Source organism: Vibrio sp. 10N.222.49.A3, assembly GCF_041475145.1.
Lineage (GTDB): Bacteria > Pseudomonadota > Gammaproteobacteria > Enterobacterales > Vibrionaceae > Vibrio > Vibrio tasmaniensis_A.
Genome location: NZ_JBFRVM010000135.1, coordinates 13823 through 34883, shown reverse-complemented (window position 1 = coordinate 34883; position 21061 = coordinate 13823). Strand labels below are relative to the sequence as shown.

The 21061-nt window shown below is 44.6% G+C and carries 21 protein-coding genes; all 21 read left to right on the top strand.

Annotation, left to right across the window (positions count from 1 at the left end; all coding sequences use genetic code 11):
- Nucleotides 1-280: 280 nt before the first annotated feature.
- The 21 genes from AB4589_RS20175 (at nt 281) to fliQ (ending at nt 21060) form a co-directional block, all read left to right on the top strand.
- Entirely contained in the window at nt 281-1411 is a 1131-nt protein-coding gene (locus AB4589_RS20175) for a flagellin (RefSeq protein ID WP_017101959.1), read from the top strand.
- A gap of 81 nt (nt 1412-1492) precedes the next feature.
- Nucleotides 1493-1918 carry a flagellar protein FlaG gene (gene flaG / locus AB4589_RS20170; protein ID WP_017101960.1) on the top strand — a complete coding sequence of 142 codons (426 nt, stop codon included), beginning with the start codon at nt 1493-1495 and terminating at the stop codon, nt 1916-1918.
- 22 nt (nt 1919-1940) lie between these two features.
- Nucleotides 1941-3995: a flagellar filament capping protein FliD gene (fliD, locus tag AB4589_RS20165; RefSeq protein WP_017104000.1), complete on the top strand. Its 2055-nt coding sequence runs from the start codon at nt 1941-1943 to the stop codon at nt 3993-3995.
- A 3-nt stretch (nt 3996-3998) separates the two neighbouring features.
- Complete coding sequence (locus AB4589_RS20160; RefSeq protein ID WP_017101962.1) at nt 3999-4304, top strand: flagellar protein FliT; 306 nt, start codon at nt 3999-4001, stop codon at nt 4302-4304.
- A 12-nt stretch (nt 4305-4316) separates the two neighbouring features.
- Nucleotides 4317-4727: a flagellar export chaperone FliS gene (gene fliS / locus AB4589_RS20155; protein ID WP_009848558.1), complete on the top strand. Its 411-nt coding sequence runs from the start codon at nt 4317-4319 to the stop codon at nt 4725-4727.
- Nucleotides 4728-4953: 226 nt separating this feature from the next.
- Complete coding sequence (locus tag AB4589_RS20150; protein WP_009848557.1) at nt 4954-6417, top strand: sigma-54 dependent transcriptional regulator; 1464 nt, start codon at nt 4954-4956, stop codon at nt 6415-6417.
- A gap of 188 nt (nt 6418-6605) precedes the next feature.
- A complete protein-coding gene (locus AB4589_RS20145; protein ID WP_372101573.1) occupies nt 6606-7646 on the top strand; it encodes a PAS domain-containing sensor histidine kinase in 1041 nt (346 codons plus the stop codon).
- Between the two features lie 33 nt (nt 7647-7679).
- Nucleotides 7680-9089 carry a sigma-54 dependent transcriptional regulator gene (locus AB4589_RS20140; protein ID WP_009848555.1) on the top strand — a complete coding sequence of 470 codons (1410 nt, stop codon included), beginning with the start codon at nt 7680-7682 and terminating at the stop codon, nt 9087-9089.
- A gap of 132 nt (nt 9090-9221) precedes the next feature.
- Nucleotides 9222-9533: a flagellar hook-basal body complex protein FliE gene (gene fliE, locus AB4589_RS20135; protein WP_009848554.1), complete on the top strand. Its 312-nt coding sequence runs from the start codon at nt 9222-9224 to the stop codon at nt 9531-9533.
- A 15-nt stretch (nt 9534-9548) separates the two neighbouring features.
- Nucleotides 9549-11291 (top strand): flagellar basal-body MS-ring/collar protein FliF, encoded by a 1743-nt coding sequence (gene fliF / locus AB4589_RS20130; protein WP_017099171.1) that lies wholly within the window; start codon nt 9549-9551, stop codon nt 11289-11291.
- Nucleotides 11284-12342, top strand: a complete 1059-nt coding sequence (gene fliG / locus AB4589_RS20125) for a flagellar motor switch protein FliG (RefSeq protein WP_012603439.1) — start codon at nt 11284-11286, stop codon at nt 12340-12342. The genes fliF and fliG overlap by 8 nt, the downstream gene beginning before the upstream one ends.
- Before the next feature lie 126 nt (nt 12343-12468).
- Nucleotides 12469-13269, top strand: a complete 801-nt coding sequence (gene fliH, locus AB4589_RS20120; RefSeq protein ID WP_372101572.1) for a flagellar assembly protein FliH — start codon at nt 12469-12471, stop codon at nt 13267-13269.
- Nucleotides 13269-14588: a flagellar protein export ATPase FliI gene (fliI, locus tag AB4589_RS20115; RefSeq protein WP_009848550.1), complete on the top strand. Its 1320-nt coding sequence runs from the start codon at nt 13269-13271 to the stop codon at nt 14586-14588. Before fliH ends, fliI begins: the two co-directional genes overlap by 1 nt.
- Before the next feature lie 22 nt (nt 14589-14610).
- Nucleotides 14611-15048: a flagellar export protein FliJ gene (fliJ, locus tag AB4589_RS20110; RefSeq protein WP_009848549.1), complete on the top strand. Its 438-nt coding sequence runs from the start codon at nt 14611-14613 to the stop codon at nt 15046-15048.
- A 182-nt stretch (nt 15049-15230) separates the two neighbouring features.
- Entirely contained in the window at nt 15231-17333 is a 2103-nt protein-coding gene (locus tag AB4589_RS20105; protein ID WP_371710449.1) for a flagellar hook-length control protein FliK, read from the top strand.
- Between the two features lie 110 nt (nt 17334-17443).
- On the top strand, nt 17444-17932 hold the full coding sequence (fliL, locus tag AB4589_RS20100) for a flagellar basal body-associated protein FliL (RefSeq protein WP_009848547.1): 489 nt from the start codon (nt 17444-17446) through the stop codon (nt 17930-17932).
- A 7-nt stretch (nt 17933-17939) separates the two neighbouring features.
- Nucleotides 17940-18983, top strand: a complete 1044-nt coding sequence (gene fliM, locus AB4589_RS20095; protein WP_009848546.1) for a flagellar motor switch protein FliM — start codon at nt 17940-17942, stop codon at nt 18981-18983.
- Between the two features lie 29 nt (nt 18984-19012).
- Nucleotides 19013-19423 carry a flagellar motor switch protein FliN gene (gene fliN / locus AB4589_RS20090; protein ID WP_004739851.1) on the top strand — a complete coding sequence of 137 codons (411 nt, stop codon included), beginning with the start codon at nt 19013-19015 and terminating at the stop codon, nt 19421-19423.
- Nucleotides 19423-19863: a flagellar biosynthetic protein FliO gene (fliO, locus tag AB4589_RS20085; RefSeq protein WP_371710448.1), complete on the top strand. Its 441-nt coding sequence runs from the start codon at nt 19423-19425 to the stop codon at nt 19861-19863. The genes fliN and fliO overlap by 1 nt, the downstream gene beginning before the upstream one ends.
- The gene (gene fliP, locus AB4589_RS20080; RefSeq protein ID WP_009848544.1) at nt 19850-20779 is read left to right on the top strand and encodes a flagellar type III secretion system pore protein FliP; all 930 of its coding nucleotides are present in this window, start codon (nt 19850-19852) and stop codon (nt 20777-20779) included. Before fliO ends, fliP begins: the two co-directional genes overlap by 14 nt.
- 11 nt (nt 20780-20790) lie before the next feature.
- Nucleotides 20791-21060: a flagellar biosynthesis protein FliQ gene (fliQ, locus tag AB4589_RS20075; protein WP_009848543.1), complete on the top strand. Its 270-nt coding sequence runs from the start codon at nt 20791-20793 to the stop codon at nt 21058-21060.
- Nucleotide 21061 lies beyond the last annotated feature (1 nt).

The window sequence follows — 21061 nt, the reverse complement described above, 5'->3', positions numbered from 1 at the left end:
ACTTACTTACTTACTTACTGTTATTGGTATAAGTCCTGCTTTAAAAGATGCCGTGAAAGTAATCGAACTACTTCACGTTTTTTTTAATATTTAAAATAATACGAAAAAAAATGCATTTTTTATTAAAGCTTCTAGTTAAGGGGCCGTTAAAGGGATTGAGAGAAATGATATGTACCAATGTAAGGTGAGAGAGACACTGGTATATAAAACAAAATAACATGTGTTTTTGTGAGGTGAGAGTCGCATAAGTGCATGAAAAAATGCCTAAAGGAGATCAACTATGGCGATTAATGTAAGCACAAATGTGTCTGCAATGACGGCTCAGCGCTACCTAAATAGCGCGGCTGAAGGTACTCAAAAATCAATGGAGCGCTTGTCTTCTGGCTATAAAATTAATAGCGCGAAAGATGATGCTGCAGGCCTACAAATCTCTAACCGCTTAACGTCGCAAAGCCGTGGCCTAGATATGGCTGTAAAAAACGCGAATGATGGTATCTCTATTGCACAGACTGCTGAAGGTGCAATGAATGAGTCAACCAATATCCTGCAACGAATGCGTGACCTTTCTCTTCAATCTTCAAATGGCTCAAACACGAGATCTGAACGTGTTGCTATCCAAGAAGAAGTATCGGCGTTAAACACTGAGCTTAACCGTATTGCTGAAACGACCTCTTTTGGTGGTAACAAGCTTTTGAACGGTACTTTTGGTAGCCAATCTTTCCAAATCGGTGCAGATTCTGGTGAAGCAGTAATGCTGACGATGAATAATATGCGTACTGACACTCAAGCTATGGGCGGTAAGAGCTATAGTGTTACCGAGGGTAAAGATACGTCTTGGCGTGTAGGAGCAAACTCTGCTCTAACGATGAAATACCAAGATCAGTTTGGTGATCTTCAAGAGTTGTCTATTTCTGCGAAAGAAGGCAACGACATGGAAGAGCTAGCAACGTATATTAATGGCCAAAGTCCAGACGTCCAAGCATCGGTAGGTGAAGGCGGTAAACTGCAACTGTTTGCTTCTAGCCAAAAAATTGAAGGTAATGTTGAATTTGGCGGCAGTCTGGCGGGCGAGCTAGGGATTGGTGCAGGTAAAGACGTTACTGTTAACGATATCGATGTAACATCGGTTGCTGGTGCTAACAACGCGGTATCTATTATTGATGGCGCTCTAAAATCAGTAGACAGTAACCGAGCATCTCTCGGTGCGTTCCAAAACCGTTTTGATCACGCAATCAGCAACTTAGATAATATTAACGAAAACGTTAATGCGTCTAAGAGCCGTATCAAAGATACCGATTACGCAAAAGAAACAACGGCAATGACGAAGTCTCAAATCTTACAACAGGCGAGTACTTCTATTTTAGCTCAAGCAAAACAATCACCATCAGCAGCTCTAAGCTTGTTGGGCTAAACTTACTTCAGTAAGTAACGGTAAACTCTACTCTGGGTAGAGTTTTACTGTTAGGCTCATAAAGGTGGGAGGGAGAGTGTTATGGAAATATTATCTAACGCGTCGAACATCCAGCCTTATGGCTCACCTAATGGCACTAAATTTGCAAGCGATGAAGGTAGTAGTGCGTCGAGCACTTTACAACTAAAAGAAGCAACATCTCATGGCAAGGTAGAAAAATCGAAAGAAATGGCTACCGAAGCGGCGATTCAATTAGCTCAACATAGACAAGAGTTAAATGATCAGGAGCGTGTCAAGATGGTTGAGAAGGTCAATGAGTTTATATCTTCTCTTAACAAGGGTGTTGCCTTCAAGGTTGATGAAGAGACTGGGAGAGATGTGGTCACTATTTATGAGACCACAACAGGCGATATTATTCGCCAAATTCCCGACGAAGAAATGCTCGAAATTCTGAGGCGCCTAGCAGCCCAAACCTCGAATAGTGGAATATTGGAGGCTAAGGTTTAAGTCGTATTATTGAGGTGGTTTAATGAGTTTTGGCCCAATGGGGATTTCGTCTGGCATGGATATCAATTCCATGGTCAGCAAAATTGTTGATTCTGAGCGTGTGCCTAAACAGCAACAGATCGACAATGAACGAACGCGAATCGACACCAGCATTAGTGCCTATGGAAGACTCAGAGAATCCCTTGATTCGATGAAGGATCTGATGACAAGCTTTCGTCAGGATAAAGCTTTTGCTGTGCGAACAGTAGAAAGTACTGATGAAAATCTTGTTTCTGCGACCGCGACTACCGAAGCGATCGCTGGCAAATATGCCATCGATGTGTTGCAGCTTGCCCAGAGCCATAAAGTGGCTTCTGATGTTCTATCAGATGACATGAAATTTGGCCCTGGCAAGCTGCAGGTTTCGCTTGGTAGCGAGAGCTTCGAAACACAAGTTAGTGCTAACTCAAAACTGCGTGATGTTGTTAGAGGTATTAACAGCGCTGGGGATAATCCGGGTGTTCGAGCTTCTATCATTAATGATAAAGAAGGACCACGGTTAGTCCTCGCTTCAAATATGTCTGGTGAAGACAATCAAATAAAACTCCACGTTGACTCTGAAGATAACAACCCTCTAAAAAAATTAGAATATAAAACCCTATCGGAAAGACTGAAAGCCTTAGAAGATGCTCGCTCAGTAGCGCAAGGCGTCTTAGCTGATGCCCCTCCTAAATTGGATGCTGACGGTAACCCAATTCCTGACGGCTTTGCTGTTCCGCTGCGAGACGATGACGGAAATTCCATATTTGATGAAAACGGCAATCCTATTTTTGAAAGAAAATCGGAACCTGTCGTTGAACCTGAAGATCCTTTCGCTGAATTTGACCGTGATAATTTAACTTATGGCCAAGAAGCGGCAATGGCAGGTCAAAAGGCGCTAGATGCGTCCGCCTTAGCGGCTTCAGGGATGCCAGAAGATACGATCCCAGGCTGGAACAACACCGCTTCGGGCACATTACTCGATTCTTTTTTTAGGCCTGAACTCGAGCTTGACGAAAAAGCCATCGAGAAAGCCGCTGATATTCCGGGGTGGTCAAATACTGCCGCAGGTACTCTGACGGATTCTTATGTTACCCCCAAAGAAGCGCAGCAGAAGCTCGATGCCGAGAAAGCCAGAATAGAAAGTAAATTGGTTGATGAACGTTCAGAGTTAGCGAAGAGAGTTGAGAAAGGTGAATTAACCCCGGAGCAGGCTCAGCAATTAGAGAGAGCTAGGTTATCTCCGGGGGAACGAACACATTTAGAGAAGGTTGATAAAGCTCAAGCTAATCTGGCTTTGGCTCAACAGTCTTTTGACCAATACAGCGGCATGACTGAAGTGCAAGCTGGACAAGATTCAATGGTCATTCTGGATGGTGTCGCTCAGCTTTCTAGCAATAATAATGTGATTGAAGATGCCGTTGAAGGTATTGATATTACGGTTAAAGGTAAAACGCCAAAAGATAAGCCGCCAGCAGAAATTGGTGTTGAGTACGACCGTAATCGTGTTCGTGAAGATATTGAAGCTTTTGTTAGCTCTTATAATCAGTTTTACCAAGTATCTAAAGGTTTGGCGAGTGTTGACCCTTTGACAGGTCAAAAAGGCCCTCTTTCTGGTGACAGTACAGTGCGTAACGCAGACTCGCGACTAAAAAGTGTGTTCTCTTCAAGCATTGAAGACGCGCCTGACAACCTTAAGTCTTTGACTGAATTTGGTATCACCACCACAAGACAAGGCTCGCTAGAAATCAACTACGACATGCTTGATCGTCAGCTTAACAATCACTTTGATAAGTTGGGTGAGTTCTTTGGCGGCAACAACGGTTTCGCCAAAAAAGTCGAAGATGCGATTCAAGGGATCACGGGTGTTACGGGCTCAATCCGCACGAGAGAAAAGAGCTTAGTCGAACAAAATTACCGTTTGGTTGATGATCAAAGCGCGCTTGACCGACGCATGGATAGCCTAGAGAGCCGTACGCACTCCAAGTTCACTGCGATGCAGGATGCGACCAGCAAGATGCAATCTCAGTTGGGCAGCATGATGAGTGCAATGGGCTAATAGATGAGCAAACTGCTTCAAGAGCTTTGTGAGCTCGATCAATTAATTATGTCTAAGCTCGAATATAGTGAAATTAATGCTGAAGAAATAGTGCATCTTGTCGATAACAGAGAACAGTTATTGCAAAACGTGCTTCAATTAATCGATTCATATCCCGACGTTAAGCAAAGCTCCGAGTGGTTTGAAGCCATTTCGAGAACAAGACAATTGGTCGAACTGATGCAGTCTGAGACTGGTCGAGTAGGTAAAAACTTACATAAATACCGACATGGTGCCAAATCAGTTCAACAATACAAAAAGTTTTTATAGAAGAGGTTTACTATGCGCGGTTCTTTACAGGCATATAAAAAGGTATCAGTGGATAGTCAGCTTACAGCTGCCTCACCGCATAAAATTGTTCAGATGCTAATGGCTGGTGCTATCGAGCGCTTAATTCAAGGTAAAGCGGCAATGCAAGCGGGCAACATCCCGGTGAAAGGTGAGCGACTGAGTAAGGCTCTAGATATCATTATTAGCCTGCGTAGTTGCCTATCGATGTCCGATGGTGGCGACATTGCGAAAAATCTAGATCAACTTTATGAGTTTATGATCACGCAAATTTCTGCTGCAAATCACAAAAATGATCCTCAGCCAATTGATGATGTTATCGATATTATCCGCGAAATTAAGAGCGCTTGGGACCAAATTCCGAATGAATATCACAATTTAACGTCTGCGGATGTTGGTATTTAAAGAAACATCCCAGTTTAAACCAATCGCATATCTCTGAATTGCTTGGTTGCCTTATTTTTATAATCAAATAAAATAGAAGCCATTAGATAGCCTAATGGCTTTTTTCGTTGCTGGTTTCCTAGATTTGTCCACGTAGATCATAATCATTGATATTTTCTCTGTTTTGTCTCTTACGTCGCTTACCAATTTCCGCATCGCACCAAAATAAAGGCAATAATTCCTACTTATGCAAGGTTTGGCAAAACTGCTTGTCGTCGATGATAACGCTCAAAATCGTCACAATTTAAGCACAATATTAGAGTTTGTAGGAGAGAGCTGCGAAGTAATCAGCTCTGAACAAGCATACAAAGTTGACTGGTCCCTACAGTGGGCCGGTTGCATCATTGGTTCAATTAAAGCCAAAGGCTTCGCATTACTGAATGAAAAGCTTGTTCATGTTAATCACATCCCTTTACTGGTGATTGGCAAAAACGATTACCCGGTTGACGAACTTACTAACTTTGTTGGTGAACTCGAACTTCCTCTTAACTACCCGCAATTAAGTGATGCACTAAGACACTGTAAAGACTTCTTAGGCCGTAAAGGCGTTCAAATTGTACCTTCAGCGCGTAAGAATACGCTTTTTCGTAGTCTAGTTGGGCAGAGTGTTGGTATCCAAGAAGTTCGTCATTTGATTGAACAAGTCTCTTCTACTGAAGCAAACGTATTGATTCTTGGTGAGTCAGGCACGGGCAAAGAAGTTGTAGCACGTAATGTTCACTATCATTCTAAACGTCGTTCAGGACCTTTCGTTCCCGTAAACTGTGGCGCTATACCGCCAGACTTGCTCGAAAGTGAACTGTTTGGTCATGAGAAGGGCGCGTTTACTGGTGCAATTACCGCACGTAAAGGCCGTTTTGAGTTGGCTGAAGGTGGTACACTGTTTCTTGATGAAATTGGTGATATGCCAATGGCGATGCAAGTTAAGTTGCTTCGTGTTTTACAAGAACGCAGTTTTGAACGTGTAGGTGGCAATAGTACCATTCAAGCTGATGTTCGAGTGATTGCGGCAACACACCGCAATCTTGAAAATATGATCGAAGATGATTTGTTCCGTGAAGACCTTTACTATCGCTTGAACGTTTTCCCAATTGAAATGCCATCGCTTCAGGAGCGAAAAGAAGATGTTCCCCTATTGCTTCAGGAGTTGATGACCAGAATGGAAGCTGAAGGTGGCATGCCAATCTGTTTTACTCCCCGTGCAATCAACTCTTTGATGGAGCATTGCTGGCCGGGCAACGTACGTGAGTTAGCTAATTTAGTTGAGCGAATGGTTATTTTATATCCAAATAGCTTGGTTGATGTGAATCATCTACCAACTAAATATAGATACAGTGATATCCCAGAGTTTCAGCCAGAGTTTAATAATTTTGCATCAGAGGAAGAGCAAGAGCGAGATGCTCTTTCTGACTTGTTCTCAGAAGACTTCAGTTTTGAGCAGCACGATGAGCTTGCTGACAATGCGAACGCACCTCAAGATTTACCCGCTGAAGGGGTTAACTTGAAAGAACTACTCGCTGATATGGAAGTGAATATGATCAATCAAGCGTTGGAGGCTCAGGGCGGTATTGTTGCTCGCGCTGCTGACATGCTTGGAATGCGCAGAACCACTCTGGTCGAAAAAATGCGTAAATATAACTTGCAGCGTTAGTGCCTATTTTCGATGAAAACGAAAACTAGTACACATTTTAGCATTTTAGCTTTTTGGCAACTTTAGCTAAACGAACAGATAAACCATAGTCGAGTTGTTGCTTGCTTAACTATGTGATAAATATAGCAAATAGCCTGACTTGTGTTGTACATGTCAGGCTGTTTTAGTATTTGAGGCAAATTTTTGACATGCACCTATCTAACGAACCAGAAAATCAATCACATCTAGATTCTGTTGAGCAACAGGTTGAGCGCTATAAGCAAGTGCTCGATGTTATGCCTGCGGGGGTCATCTTGTTAGATACACATGGTGAAGTGAGAGAAGCGAATCCTGAAGCACACCGTATTCTCGGGGTTGAGTTGGTTGGCGAGAAATGGTTTTCGGTAATACAAAATGCCTTTGAACCAAGGGACGATGATGGGCATGAGATCTCATTGAAGAATGGGCGAAAAGTGCGCTTAGCGATTTCAGCTTCGACTACAGGTCAGCTTATTTTGATTACAGACCTGACAGAAACTCGCCTACTTCAGTCTCGTGTGAGCGATCTTCAGCGTTTATCTTCACTCGGAAGAATGGTCGCTTCGCTTGCCCATCAGGTTCGCACGCCGCTTTCTAGTGCAATGCTATATGCATCAAACCTTGCCGCGCCAAATTTGCCGCCGGCAACAAAAACGCGTTTTCAATCTAAGCTGATGGATAGGCTGCATGATTTAGAGAAACAAGTGAATGACATGCTGTTGTTTGCCAAAGGTGGCGACAACAAGGTGGTTAAGCCATTCACCATCGCGGAACTCATCATTGAGTTTCATCCTATGGTGGAGGCTGCGTTAAAAAGCAACCAGATTGATTATTGTCAGGAAGTTGAAGATGAAAAGACTCAAATGTTTGGTAACGCCAATGCTATCGCTTCTGCTTTAAGTAACCTAGTTTTGAACGCGGTTCAAATTGCTGGTAAGAAATCGCAGATTGATGTGTTTTTTAGACCCGTAAACGGTGAACTTAAGATATCAGTGCAAGACAGTGGCCCCGGTGTGCCTAAAGAACTTCAAGGTAAAATTATGGAACCTTTCTTTACCACTCGTTCTCAAGGCACAGGTCTAGGTTTAGCGGTTGTACAAATGGTATGCCGAGCACATGAAGGTCGACTGGAATTGATATCAGAAGAGGGTGGCGGCGCATGCTTTACCATGTGTCTACCGTTGGAAAGAAGCTCTTCTTCTGAAGACTAATAAGTTTTAACTGAATTTACACTGGAGAATCCTATGGCTCAAAGCAAAGTGTTAATCGTCGAAGATGATGAAGGTCTACGCGAAGCCCTTGTCGATACACTCGCGCTTGCTGGTTATGAATGGCTGGAAGCGGATTGTGCGGAAGATGCTCTGGTAAAATTGAAATCAAACTCTGTTGATATCGTGGTCTCTGATGTACAGATGGCCGGTATGGGCGGTTTAGCATTGCTAAGAAACATCAAGCAGCATTGGCCAAATCTTCCGGTTCTATTGATGACGGCCTATGCCAACATTGAAGATGCGGTCGCGGCAATGAAAGAAGGCGCTATCGATTACATGGCAAAGCCATTTGCTCCAGAAGTGCTGTTAAACATGGTGAGCCGTTACGCTCCCGTAAAGTCGGATGACAATGGCGATGCTATAGTTGCCGATGAGAAAAGTATCAAACTAATGATGCTGGCTGACAAAGTGGCTAAAACCGATGCCAACGTGATGGTGCTAGGGCCAAGTGGCTCTGGTAAAGAGGTCATGTCTCGCTATATTCATAACGCCTCGAGCCGTAAAGACGGTCCGTTTGTTGCGATTAACTGTGCCGCGATTCCAGATAACATGTTGGAAGCAACACTGTTTGGCTACGATAAAGGTGCGTTCACCGGGGCGATTCAAGCTTGTCCGGGTAAATTTGAGCAAGCTCAAGGCGGTACTATTTTGTTGGATGAGATCAGCGAAATGGATCTCAGCCTACAAGCGAAATTGCTGCGAGTGTTGCAAGAGCGCGAAGTTGAACGTCTTGGTAGCCGCAAGAGCATCAAATTGGATGTCCGTGTTCTAGCAACCAGTAACCGCGACCTAAAACAGTATGTTTCTGAAGGGAATTTCCGTGAAGATTTATACTACCGACTGAATGTATTTCCAATTACTTGGCCAGCGCTGTGTGAACGTAAAGGTGATATTGCGCCGCTTGCGAAACATTTGGTGGAACGTCATTGCACCAAACTAGGAATGCCTGTTCCTGTTCTGTCTGAGCAAGCCATTAGTAAACTCGTCAATTATCCGTGGCCGGGAAATGTACGTGAACTGGATAATGTCGTGCAGCGCGCTCTAATTTTGAGTGAGCAAGAAAATATTTCAGGCGAACATATTTTACTTGAAGGTGTTGATTGGCAAGACGCTACTGGACTGCAACAGATCGTTGAAGGGAACAGTGTTGCAGCGCCAGAAATTAAGCCGATTGCTGAAGCTAATCCTATCAATAAAGTCGTGGCAGGTAGCGAAGGGCTTGGAAATGAGCTTAGAGATCAAGAGTATGCGATCATTCTCGAAACATTGATTGCTTGTCATGGTCGACGTAAAGATATGGCTGAAAAGCTAGGCATTAGCCCTCGTACATTGCGTTATAAATTAGCGAAAATGCGTGATGCTGGAATAGACATTCCAAATTGAACATAAATTAGTAGTGTCAGCTTTCTGACTAGTGTATTACGATAGCTAGTCAAATTGATGCATGGCACGTTAATTGCTCTGTCAATAATACAGCTAAATAGATAGTCATAATTTTGACTCCTGAGGTAGTAAATGAGAATAGATGGTTTACAAGGCGAAATGCAGGCAATGATGGTTGAAGCTGCCAGCACGCGTCCTGCTGCAACGGGCCAAGCGGTTGGTGCAGATTTTGGCAACATGCTGACTAATGCCATCAATAATGTGAACTCATTACAAAAGACCTCTGGTAATCTTCAAACTCGTTTTGACAGTGGCGATCAAAGCGTGTCTTTATCTGACGTGATGATTGCTCGTAATAAATCTAGTGTGGCTTTTGAAGCGACGATCCAAATTAGAAATAAATTGGTCGAATCGTACAAAGAGCTGATGAACATGCCGGTATAAGTTGGGTAGTAAATAGTGGCAGATAACAGTCAAACAACAGATTTAACCGTAAGCGATAGCAACGACCACGCACTTATTGCAAGTTCTGATCTAGATGGAGAAGGGCAAAATACCGATTTAGGTGAGCGCAGTTCATCTAAGTTTGATATGGCCGTCGGTGATCTCGATTTGCTTCGTCAAGTCGTCTTAGTTCTTTCTATCTCGATCTGTGTAGCGCTTATTGTAATGCTGTTTTTCTGGGTGAAAGAGCCAGAAATGCGTCCATTAGGGGCTTACGAAACAGAAGAGTTGATCCCGGTTCTTGATTATTTGGATACGCAGAAGATTGAGTACTCTCTTGAAGGGAATACCATCTCGGTACCAGCGAGTGAATATAACTCATTAAAGCTAAATATGGTTCGAGCGGGTTTGAACCAAGAGCGAAACACCGGTGATGATATCCTCATGCAAGACATGGGTTTCGGTGTATCACAACGTTTAGAGAAAGAGCGTCTTAAACTAAGCCGTGAAAGACAGCTTGCTAAAGCTATTGAACAGATGAAGCAGGTACGTAAAGCTCAAGTTTTACTTGCCTTACCTAAGCAAAGTGTCTTTGTTCGTCACAATCAAGAAGCCTCTGCCTCAGTATTCCTGACACTTAAAACGGGGACGAACCTCAAGCAGCAAGAAGTTGATTCTGTTGTGGACATGGTGGCCAGTGCCGTTCCGGGGATGAAAACTTCGCGAATTACGGTGACCGATCAGCATGGCCGACTTTTGAGCTCTGGCTCTCAGGATCCGATGTCAGCGGCACGCCGAAAAGAGCACGAGTTAGAGCGTAATCAAGAGCAAGCGCTACGTGAAAAAATTGACTCTATTTTGATTCCGATTCTTGGGTTTGGTAACTACACGGCTCAGGTTGATATTCAACTCGACTTTAGTGCTGTGGAACAAACACGAAAGCGTTTTGATCCGAATACTCCAGCAACCCGAAGTGAATACACATTAGAAGACTATAATAACGGCAACGTTGTGGCAGGTATTCCAGGGGCTTTGAGTAACCAGCCTCCTGCTGATGCTTCGATTCCTCAGGATGTGGCTCAGATGAAAGATGGTACGATGATGGGGCAAGGTTCGGTTCACAAAGAAGCGACCCGCAACTTTGAGCTGGATACTACCATTAGTCATGAGCGAAAACAGAGCGGCACGGTTAATCGTCAGACCGTATCTGTTGCAATCAAAGATCGCCAATCATTGAACCCTGATACGGGAGAAGTGGTTCATACCCCAATTCCAGCAAGCGAAATTAACGCGATACGTCAGGTATTGATTGGCACTGTGGGTTTTGATGAAAACCGCGGTGATTTACTCAATGTTTTAAGCATGCAATTTGCACCTCAAGTAACGGATATTGTTGCTGACGTACCAATTTGGGAGCACCAACACTTTAATGATTGGGTACGTTGGTTTGCGAGTGCGTTGGTTATTATTGTTGTCGTATTGGTGCTGGTTCGCCCTGCAATGAAAAAACTGCTTAACCCCGCAGCAGACGATGACGATCAAATGTACGGCCCCGATGGCATGCCAATTGGTGCTGACGGCGAAACCAGTTTAATTGGTGGTGATATTGAAGGTGGTGAGTTATTTGAATTTGGTTCAAGTATCGACCTACCTAACCTTCACAAAGATGAGGACGTACTGAAAGCAGTACGTGCACTTGTAGCGAATGAACCAGAGCTAGCAGCTCAAGTAGTTAAGAATTGGGTGGCAGATGGCTAACGAAATTGTTCCACAACAAGCAGAAGGTGGTGAGCTTGATGTCGCAAGTGTCGATATCGAGTCTATCTCAGGCGAAGAGCGCGCTGCGATCTTGTTGCTAAGTTTAAGTGAAGAAGATGCTGCGGGTATCATTCGCCATCTAGAACCTAAACAGGTTCAGCGTGTTGGTAGTGCAATGGCACGTTCAACGGATTGGTCTCAAGAAAAAGTAGGTGCTGTGCACCGCGCTTTCTTAGATGATATTCAGAAGTACACCAACATCGGTATGGGCAGTGAAGACTTTATGCGTAATGCGTTGGTGGCTGCTCTAGGTGAAGATAAGGCGAATAACCTTGTTGATCAGATCCTTTTAGGTACTGGTTCTAAAGGTTTGGATTCTCTTAAGTGGATGGACCCTCGTCAGGTGGCAAGCATCATCATTAACGAGCACCCACAGATTCAAACGATCGTATTATCTTACTTGGAATCGGATCAGTCTGCGGAGATCTTGTCTCAATTCCCTGAGCGTGTTCGCCTTGATTTGATGATGCGTATTGCTAACCTTGAAGAAGTTCAACCTTCAGCTCTCGCTGAATTGAATGAAATCATGGAGAAACAGTTTGCGGGTCAAGCGGGTGCTCAAGCTGCCAAAATTGGTGGCCTGAAAGCCGCTGCTGAGATCATGAACTACATGGACAATAATGTAGAAGGCATCTTGATGGGACAAATTCGAGATCAAGACGAAGACATGGCAACACAGATCCAAGATCTTATGTTTGTCTTTGAAAACCTTATTGAAGTTGATGACCAAGGTGTTCAGCGATTGCTGCGTGATGTTCCACAAGACGTTCTACAGAAAGCGCTTAAAGGTGCTGATGAAAGCCTACGTGAGAAGATCTTCAAGAACATGTCTACGCGTGCTGCTGATATGATGAGAGACGATATTGAGGCGATGCCGCCAGTTAAAGTCTCTGATGTAGAAGCGGCTCAGAAAGAGATCTTGGGTATTGCGAGGAAGATGGCAGACAGTGGCGAGATTATGCTGTCTGGTGGCGCCGACGAGTTCCTTTAATACAGAAACCTCAAGAGCCCCACATTGTTGGGGCTTTTCTTTATCCAACCTCAAACCACAGATTAACTACCGTGTAATTGCTTGAATCTACAACGCAGTTGGACGAACTCATAGATAGGTACTGATATGTCAGGTGATAGAAAACGTGGCTTCCTTCGCCCTGAAGAAGATAATACGGTTGCCCAACCTCAGAAATGGGGGCTGCCTGACTATACCTCTGATGTGAACAAACAAGCCAAAGAAACGGCTTTTAACTACGATCCTGGCTGGATGCCAACGGTTGAAGAAGCCATTGAAGACGAAGAGCTGGTTCTAACTGAAGAGCAAATCGAACTGATCAAGCAAGGTGCTTATCAGGAAGGGCTTCATCAAGGACAAGAGGCTGGCTTTAAACAGGGCTACGAAAAAGGTAAAGAAGAAGGGTTTGCCGCAGGTCACGAAGAGGGCAACGAAGCCGGCAAACTTGAAGGCGTTACTGCTGGTCAAGAGTACATTCAGCAGCAAGTCGCCATCTTTATGGGGCTAGCCAACCAGTTCGCTCAGCCATTAGAGCTGATGAATGCTCAGGTAGAGAAGCAACTGGTGGACATGGTGCTGACTATGGTCAAAGAAGTGGTTCATGTTGAAGTGCAAACCAACCCACAAATCATACTAGATACCGTGAAAGAATCGGTAGAGTCATTGCCAATCTCAGGTCACGCGATCACATTGAAGCTAAACCCTGAAGACGTTGCAATAATACGCTCAGCGTATGGCGAAACGGAATTGGACTCTCGTAATTGGACGTTGGTATCAGAGCCTGCACTCAATCGCGGCGACGTACAAATTGAAGCGGGTGAATCGAGTGTTAACTACCGCATGGAAGAGCGCGTGAAGAGCGTCATTCAAAGCTTCTGTGGTGTAAATCGTCATCAAGGTCATGAGTAATGCTTGAGTTAGCGAACCGTCTTAGCCAATACAAAGTCGAGGGGCTAAAGTCGCGACCAATTGCATCAGGCAAACTAGTTCGTGTTGTTGGTCTAACGCTTGAAGCGACCGGCTGCAAAGCGCCAATTGGCAGCTTATGCTTAGTAGAGACCATGTCTGGTCAGATGGAAGCCGAAGTGGTTGGCTTTTCTGGCGATAACCTGTTTTTGATGCCCAGTGAACAAATTACCGGGATCTTACCGGGCGCTCGCGTGACACCGATGACATCAGAAAGCGGTATCCCTGTTGGAATGGAGTTGCTTGGTCGTGTTATCGATGGCGTAGGTAATCCGCTTGACGGTTTAGGTCCAATCTATACCGAGCAACGCGCTTCCTTTAATGCTGAGCCAATCAATCCTTTAGCTCGTAAACCTATCTCTGAGCCACTTGATGTTGGCTTAAAAGCGATTAATGGCTTACTAACGGTGGGCAAAGGGCAGCGTATCGGTCTGTTTGCGGGTTCCGGTGTGGGTAAGTCGGTTACGCTTGGGATGATGACTCGTGGTACAACCGCGCAAGTGGTCGTGGTGGGGTTAATTGGTGAGCGTGGACGAGAAGTAAAAGAATTTATTGAAGAGATCCTTGGAGAAGATGGTCGTAAGCGTTCTGTTGTGGTCGCCGCTCCTGCGGATTCGTCTCCATTGATGCGTTTAAAAGGCTGTCAAACCGCACTGGCTGTAGCTGAGTATTTCCGAGACCAAGGTCTAGATGTTTTACTACTGATGGACTCATTGACTCGTTTCGCTCAGGCGCAGCGTGAAATCGCCCTGTCTGTGGGTGAGCCGCCAGCAACCAAAGGCTATCCGCCGTCTGTGTTTGCCAAGCTTCCTGCGCTGGTGGAGCGAGCAGGTAATGGTAACGATGAACAAGGTTCTATCACTGCTTTCTTTACCGTGTTAACAGAAGGTGATGATTTACAAGACCCTATTGCCGATGCATCGCGAGCGATTCTTGATGGTCACATTGTTTTATCTCGTGAGATGGCTGATGCTGGCCACTATCCCGCGATTGATGTTGAGAAATCCGTCAGTCGTGTTATGCCTCAAATCACCACCGAAGAACATGTCTTGATGTCGAAAGCCGTTAGACAAGTGCTGTCTATATGCCGGAAAAATCAAGATTTGGTTTCGATTGGTGCTTACAAGCCGGGAACAGACCCTGCAATCGACAGTGCTTTCACTTTGAAACCGAGGTTGGACGAGTACTTACAACAGAAAATGAAAGAAACGGTTCCCTATGATATGTGCGTCAACATGTTAAAGCATGTGTTAGGCGGTTAGGTCGTGTTGAATAAGGTCAATCATGGATAACGCGTTAGAATTTCTTCTCGATCAAGCGAAAGACCAAGAGAACCAAGCTGTATTGGCGCTGAATCAAGCGAATGTCGAGCTGCAGGGTTACTACGAACAGGTCGAACAGATTGAAAAATATCGACTTGATTACTGCCAGCAACTTGTTGACCGAGGTAAGGCCGGATTAACGGCTAGCCAATATGGTCACTTAAACCGTTTCTTAACGCAATTAGATGAAACGCTCTCTAAGCAGAGAGAAGCGGAACACCACTTTAAAAATCAGGTCGATAACTGCCAAAACTATTGGATGGAGTTACGAAAAAAGCGTAAATCCTACGAATGGTTGATGGAGAAAAAGCAGAAAGAAAAAGCAAAGCTGCAAGATCAAAGAGAGCAAAAGCAAATGGATGAGTTCTCGACTCTGTTATATAGCCGAAAGAAGATTTGAACCTAATTCACGAATGACGCAAGTGTTGCTCTGCAGATGGCAGACTTAAAACTTATAGGCATGTTTCTTGCTCTGTTTTATATCAAATTGCGAGTTATGCTCACCAAAGGCATAAAAAGCACCCGACTTTCTTTTTGTTGTCTGATTCAAGGCAGCAAAGCTAGTAGATAGAGCTTGTATATATGAATGTTAGTCTTTCCTCAAATTCAGCGACCAACAAAACGTCATCGTTGTTGGACTCCGGTTCTGCCTCTTCAAAGGTAGAAGAAACTGGAGACTCTAAAGGTTTCTTTGAGTCTTTCAAAGAAGCACTAGGCTTTGAAGAAAGTGACAGTAAAGTCGCAGCAAAAGACACAGAAAGCACCGCGAAACCTGATGCTAAACAGGCCTCTACCGAAGGTGAAGCGTCAGCCGAAGCGAACAAAGGTGATTCAGCTGAATCAAAGGCTACTGACGAAGTAAGCGAAGCGCAAAGCAAGCAAGCAGCTTCAGAAGTAGAAGGCGAGAAAGCTGCTGAGGAAACATCTGCAGAGGCTGTGTCTGGAACTGAGGCTAAGCTCAAAGCCAATTCGGGCACTGATAGCACTGTCGCTGATAAGGCGGATGGTAAAGATGCGCAGGTTACGACGAATGATTCTAAAGAACAGGTTGCTCAATCCCAAACTCAGGGTACATCAGCTGTAGATGGCTCTACGCAAGCATCGCAAGCTAATGCAGCGATGAATGAAGGCAATAAATTGCTTGGTCAATTGGATGAGGCAAACAAAACTCTAAATCAAGCGCCAAACGGCAAAGGCTTGCCTCAGCAAGGTCAGGTAGATAACGCCCAAGGTAATATCTCCGGTGCTTCAGTTGCAGTAGCCTCCGTTACGGATGAGGCGAGACAACAAACGAATGCAGCAATCCAAGAGAATAGTCTTGAGGTGGATTCTGAAATCGCTGTTCTTACCGGAGGTAAGGGTGTGTCTCAGCTGACTGATGATGAAATCCGACAGTTGATGGATAAAGGCGTCACTCCAGAACAAATTGAAGCCAGTATGAACCGAGAGCTGAGTCAAAAGAATGCGGCTAGCGCCGCGGTGGCCGAACAGAGCCAAGCGATCTCAGCTGCGGATATTGAACTCGCCAAGCAGGTTGATGCCCATACCAAAGCACTAAAACAATTGAATGGACAAATCGAATCAGAACAGTCTGTTGTCGATAGCTTGCTTAAGAAGCAACAAAGTGGTGCTAAGTTGACGGTTGATGAGCAAGCCGCTTTGGCTAAAGCGACCTCTAACTTAGACCTGTTGAATCAACAGCTCACTAACGTTCAACAACAAGCAACGGCTTTGCTAAATCAAGCTCCGGCTGTGAACAGCGCGTCTGGTGAACCCGCTGCTATTGATTGGGATAATACGGATTCAAGCGAAACTAAAGCTTTAGCTGCGGCGGCATCAACAGCAGCTGTAGCGACGGCTGCACAACAAGTGTCAGCGCAGGCCGCTTCTCAATCAACAAACAATGCTCTTACGGATAAGGCAGCAATGCTGCACGCCAACAATGCACATGCAGCCGCTCAACAAGCTAATGTTGCTTCACCTCAGCAGCAAGCAACGTTGGATCCAGCTTTAACCGCGCAAGGGATCGCGATGAATGCAGCGCCAGTCACTACAAAAGCAGGCTCTACTGATGCGCTTCTTAAAGCGGGCGCAGGTGCCGCGGCATTGTCTGGTTTGGGCAAAGCCGGTGCTAAAGAAGATTCTAAAGATTCGACCTTTGCTCAGCAGATAGCCTCGGCCGCTGGCGCACAAGGTACAGCTACGGTGGGTTCAGCACCTACGCGAGCTGAAATTCAAGCGGCTCAACAGGCACCTTTGCAACTCACTAAAGAGTTAGCGAACGACCAGGTGGCGGAAAAAGTCCAAATGATGATGTCTAAGAATCTCAAGAGCTTGGATATCCGTCTTGACCCACCAGAGTTGGGGCAGATGAAAATTCGCATGACCATGAATAATGATGTGGCGAACGTGCACTTTACTGTCGGTAGCCAACAAGCGAGAGAGGTTATTGAACAAACCTTACCTCGTTTGAGGGAGATGCTCGCTCAACAAGGGATGCAGCTTGCTGAGTCTTCAGTTCAGCAACAGAATACTGGTCAGGGGCAAGACAGGTACAATAATGGCGAGCAACAATCAGGCTCTAACCGTATAAATGATGGTCAAGGTGATGAAAACCTTGATAGCAACAGCAATCTTGAATTGAATGTCACGTCAAAGCGTGATGGAATTAGTTATTATGCCTAGTATCAGGCTAAAACACTTAGCTAATAGAAAGAACCGTTAGTTTATAGAAGAACAGTTAGTTAATAGAAAGTACCGTTAGTTAATAGAAGAACAGGAAGTTAGAGCTGAATATGGCAGAAGAACAAGAAACACCGAAAGGAAAGAGTAAGCTCCTCATTATCGCTATCGCGGTTGTTGTGCTGTTACTTGGAGGTGGTGGTGCCGCATTTTTCTTAATGGGTTCCGATGATAAGGCTGAGGGTGCTGGGTCGTCAGCTGAGGTTCAACTCATGGGTGCCGATCCAGTGGTCTATGTTAATGTGCCTCAAGCTTTCTTATTTAACGTTACGGGCGATAAGAAAGATCGCTTAGTTCAGATAAAGGTACAGCTGATGGTACGTGGTATGAAGAATGAAGTTCTCGCTCGATACCACTCTCCACTTGTTGAAAGCGCACTACTTGCTACATTCGCTTCGGCGACGGTCGATCAATTACGATCTCCTGCCGGCAGAGTTGAACTGCGGAACAAGGCGACTGAAGATATTAAAGCAAGCTTAACTCAAGCTGTTGGCCAGCCGGTAATTGAAAAAGTGTTATTCACTGACTTTGTAATTCAATAGGTAATATGTGACCGATTTATTAAGCCAAGACGAAATTGATGCGCTATTACATGGCGTTGATGATGTTGAAGACGTTGAAGATGTCTTAGAAACCGAAAGTGACAATACGGTCAATTTTGATTTCTCATCACAAGATCGAATCGTTCGTGGTCGAATGCCGACCCTTGAACTTATTAACGAGCGTTTCGCACGCCATATGCGTATTAGCTTGTTTAATATGTTGCGTAAGACGGCTGAAGTGTCGATCAACGGCGTACAGATGATGAAATTTGGTGAGTACCAGAACACACTCTATGTACCCACAAGTTTAAACATGGTTCGCTTCCGCCCGTTAAAAGGTACTGCGCTAATTACGATGGAAGCTCGGCTAGTTTTCATTCTCGTAGAGAACTTTTTTGGTGGTGATGGTCGTTTTCATGCCAAGATTGAAGGTCGCGAATTTACACCAACAGAAAGACGAATTATTCAGTTACTACTGAAAATTGTTTTTGAAGATTACAAAGAAGCTTGGTCTCCCGTGATGGGCGTTGAGTTTGAATACTTGGACTCTGAAGTAAACCCAAGTATGGCTAACATTGTGAGTCCAACCGAAGTGATTGTTGTGAGTTCATTTCACATTGAAGTCGATGGCGGCGGCGGTGATTTCCATGTGGTTATGCCTTACTCAATGGTTGAGCCGATTCGTGAACTGCTGGATGCTGGTGTCCAATCAGATAAAATGGAAACCGACGTTCGTTGGAGTTCAGCATTGCGTGATGAAATCATGGATGTGCCAGTCAACTTCCGTGTCAATTTGCTCGAGCAAGATATCTCTTTGCGTGATTTGATGGAACTTCGTCCTGGGGATGTTATCCCGATGAATATGCCTGAGCATGCAACCATGTTTGTTGAAGAACTGCCGACCTATCGTGTTAAAATGGGCCGTTCCGGAGAGAAGCTCGCGGTACAGATTTCTGAAAAAATTGAAAGACCTCATGTGGTCAAAACCGATCTCGCCTTTCTTGGCAAAGACTTAATGTCTGAGTTGGAAAATAGCGAAGATGAAGAATAGCAAAGTAGATAAAAGTATAGGAATTGGTAATGGAACCTAGTGAAGATCAAAAGCTAGCAGACGAATGGGCTGCAGCACTTGGTGAAGACCCTTCAGCACCGTCAATCGATGTTGATGATGTTCTCGCGGCACCACTTGATGAGTTAACCGACTCATCGTCTCCAATTTCAGAAGATGAGCGTCGTAAGCTGGATACCATTATGGATATCCCAGTGACTATCTCAATGGAAGTCGGCCGCTCTCAAATCAGTATCCGTAACTTACTTCAATTGAACCAAGGTTCGGTTGTTGAGCTAGATAGAATTGCTGGTGAGTCACTTGACGTGATGGTTAACGGCACTCTGATTGCTCATGGAGAAGTGGTTGTGGTGAATGACAAATTTGGTATTCGTTTGACAGACGTTATTAGTCAAACAGAACGAATTAAGAAGTTGCGTTAATGAGCTTCTTGTCTCAGAGACTGGCGTGCTCTTCTCTCGGAATGACAGGTTTTTCTCGCAGAGTCTTGGGAGTAGGGCTACTTGCTACTCCTTCTATTGCCTTTGCGGCAACGCCTCCTTCTCTCGATTTAGCGACCACCTTTGGGTCGCTAATTTTCGTTATAGCCTTCATTTTATTTATTGCTTGGCTACTGAAGCGAATGCAAGTGCCTGCGATGTCGAATCAACAAGGTTTGGCTATTATTAGGCAAATTCCGGTAGGCACAAAAGAACGTATCGCTATTGTACAAGCGGGTGATGAACAGTTCTTGGTAGGCATTACCACACAATCGATTCAGCTGATCTCTAAGCTCGATAAACCTCTTACTCAGGAGATGCTGGAAAAAAGTACATTTTCAAGTCAGCTTTCCCAGCTAATAAAAAAAGATGCAAACAAGTAACGGATTTTTGAATCCATTTTACTTTTGCCATGCCGGATTTTTCCGTACGGTGAAAGTGTGGTTGGTTCAGCTCATTATATTCTGCTCTCTCGTATTTAGCGTGTCAGTATTTGCACAGGTTGAAGATGGCACTGTCATTCCTGCGAATACCGCTGGATCTGAGTCGGTCACCATCAGTACGATGCAGCAAGATCAAGCCAAATCGAAGACTATGACCACTGGTAGCTTAACCGGTAATGGTGGCGGCATACCTGCATTTACCATGACCACCAATGCCAATGGCGGTGAAGACTACTCGATTAACCTGCAAATTCTTGCGTTAATGACCATGCTTGGCTTCTTGCCGGCGATGGTTATTTTGATGACATCGTTCACCCGCATTGTGGTTGTGATGTCTATTTTGCGTCAGGCAATGGGTCTTCAACAAACACCTTCAAACCAAGTGATTATTGGCATTGCGATATTTCTGACCTTCTTCATCATGTCGCCAGTAATCAGTCAGGTCAATGAACAAGCTGTTCAGCCTTATTTGAATGAACAGATATCAGCGCGACAGGCGTTTGATGTTGCCCAAGGGCCGATTAAGTCTTTTATGCTTAAACAGACTCGAATCAAAGATCTTGAAACTTTTGTTGAGATATCCGGTGCGCAAGTAACTAACCCAGAAGATGTTTCAATGGCGGTTCTGATTCCTGCGTTTATCACGTCTGAATTGAAAACAGCTTTCCAGATAGGCTTTATGTTGTTCTTGCCGTTCCTAATTATCGACTTGGTGGTGGCATCAGTTTTGATGGCCATGGGTATGATGATGTTGTCACCAATGATTGTATCGTTGCCGTTTAAGTTGATGTTGTTCGTCCTTGTTGATGGTTGGAATTTGATACTCTCCACACTCGCCGGCAGTTTTGCCTTGTAGCTGGGGGAAGCATGAATCCTGAAATATTCGTAGATTTGTTCCAAGATGCCCTTTGGATGGTACTAATTATGGTTTGCGCCATAATTATTCCTAGCCTGCTGATTGGTTTGGTTGTGGCTGTTTTCCAAGCTGCTACTTCGATCAATGAACAAACTTTAAGTTTCCTACCACGTTTGATCGTAACGTTATTAGCGTTGATGATGTTTGCACATTGGATGACCCAAATGATGATGGAGTTCTTTTTCGAACTCATCGAACGCTTGCCACAAGTTCTGTACTAAA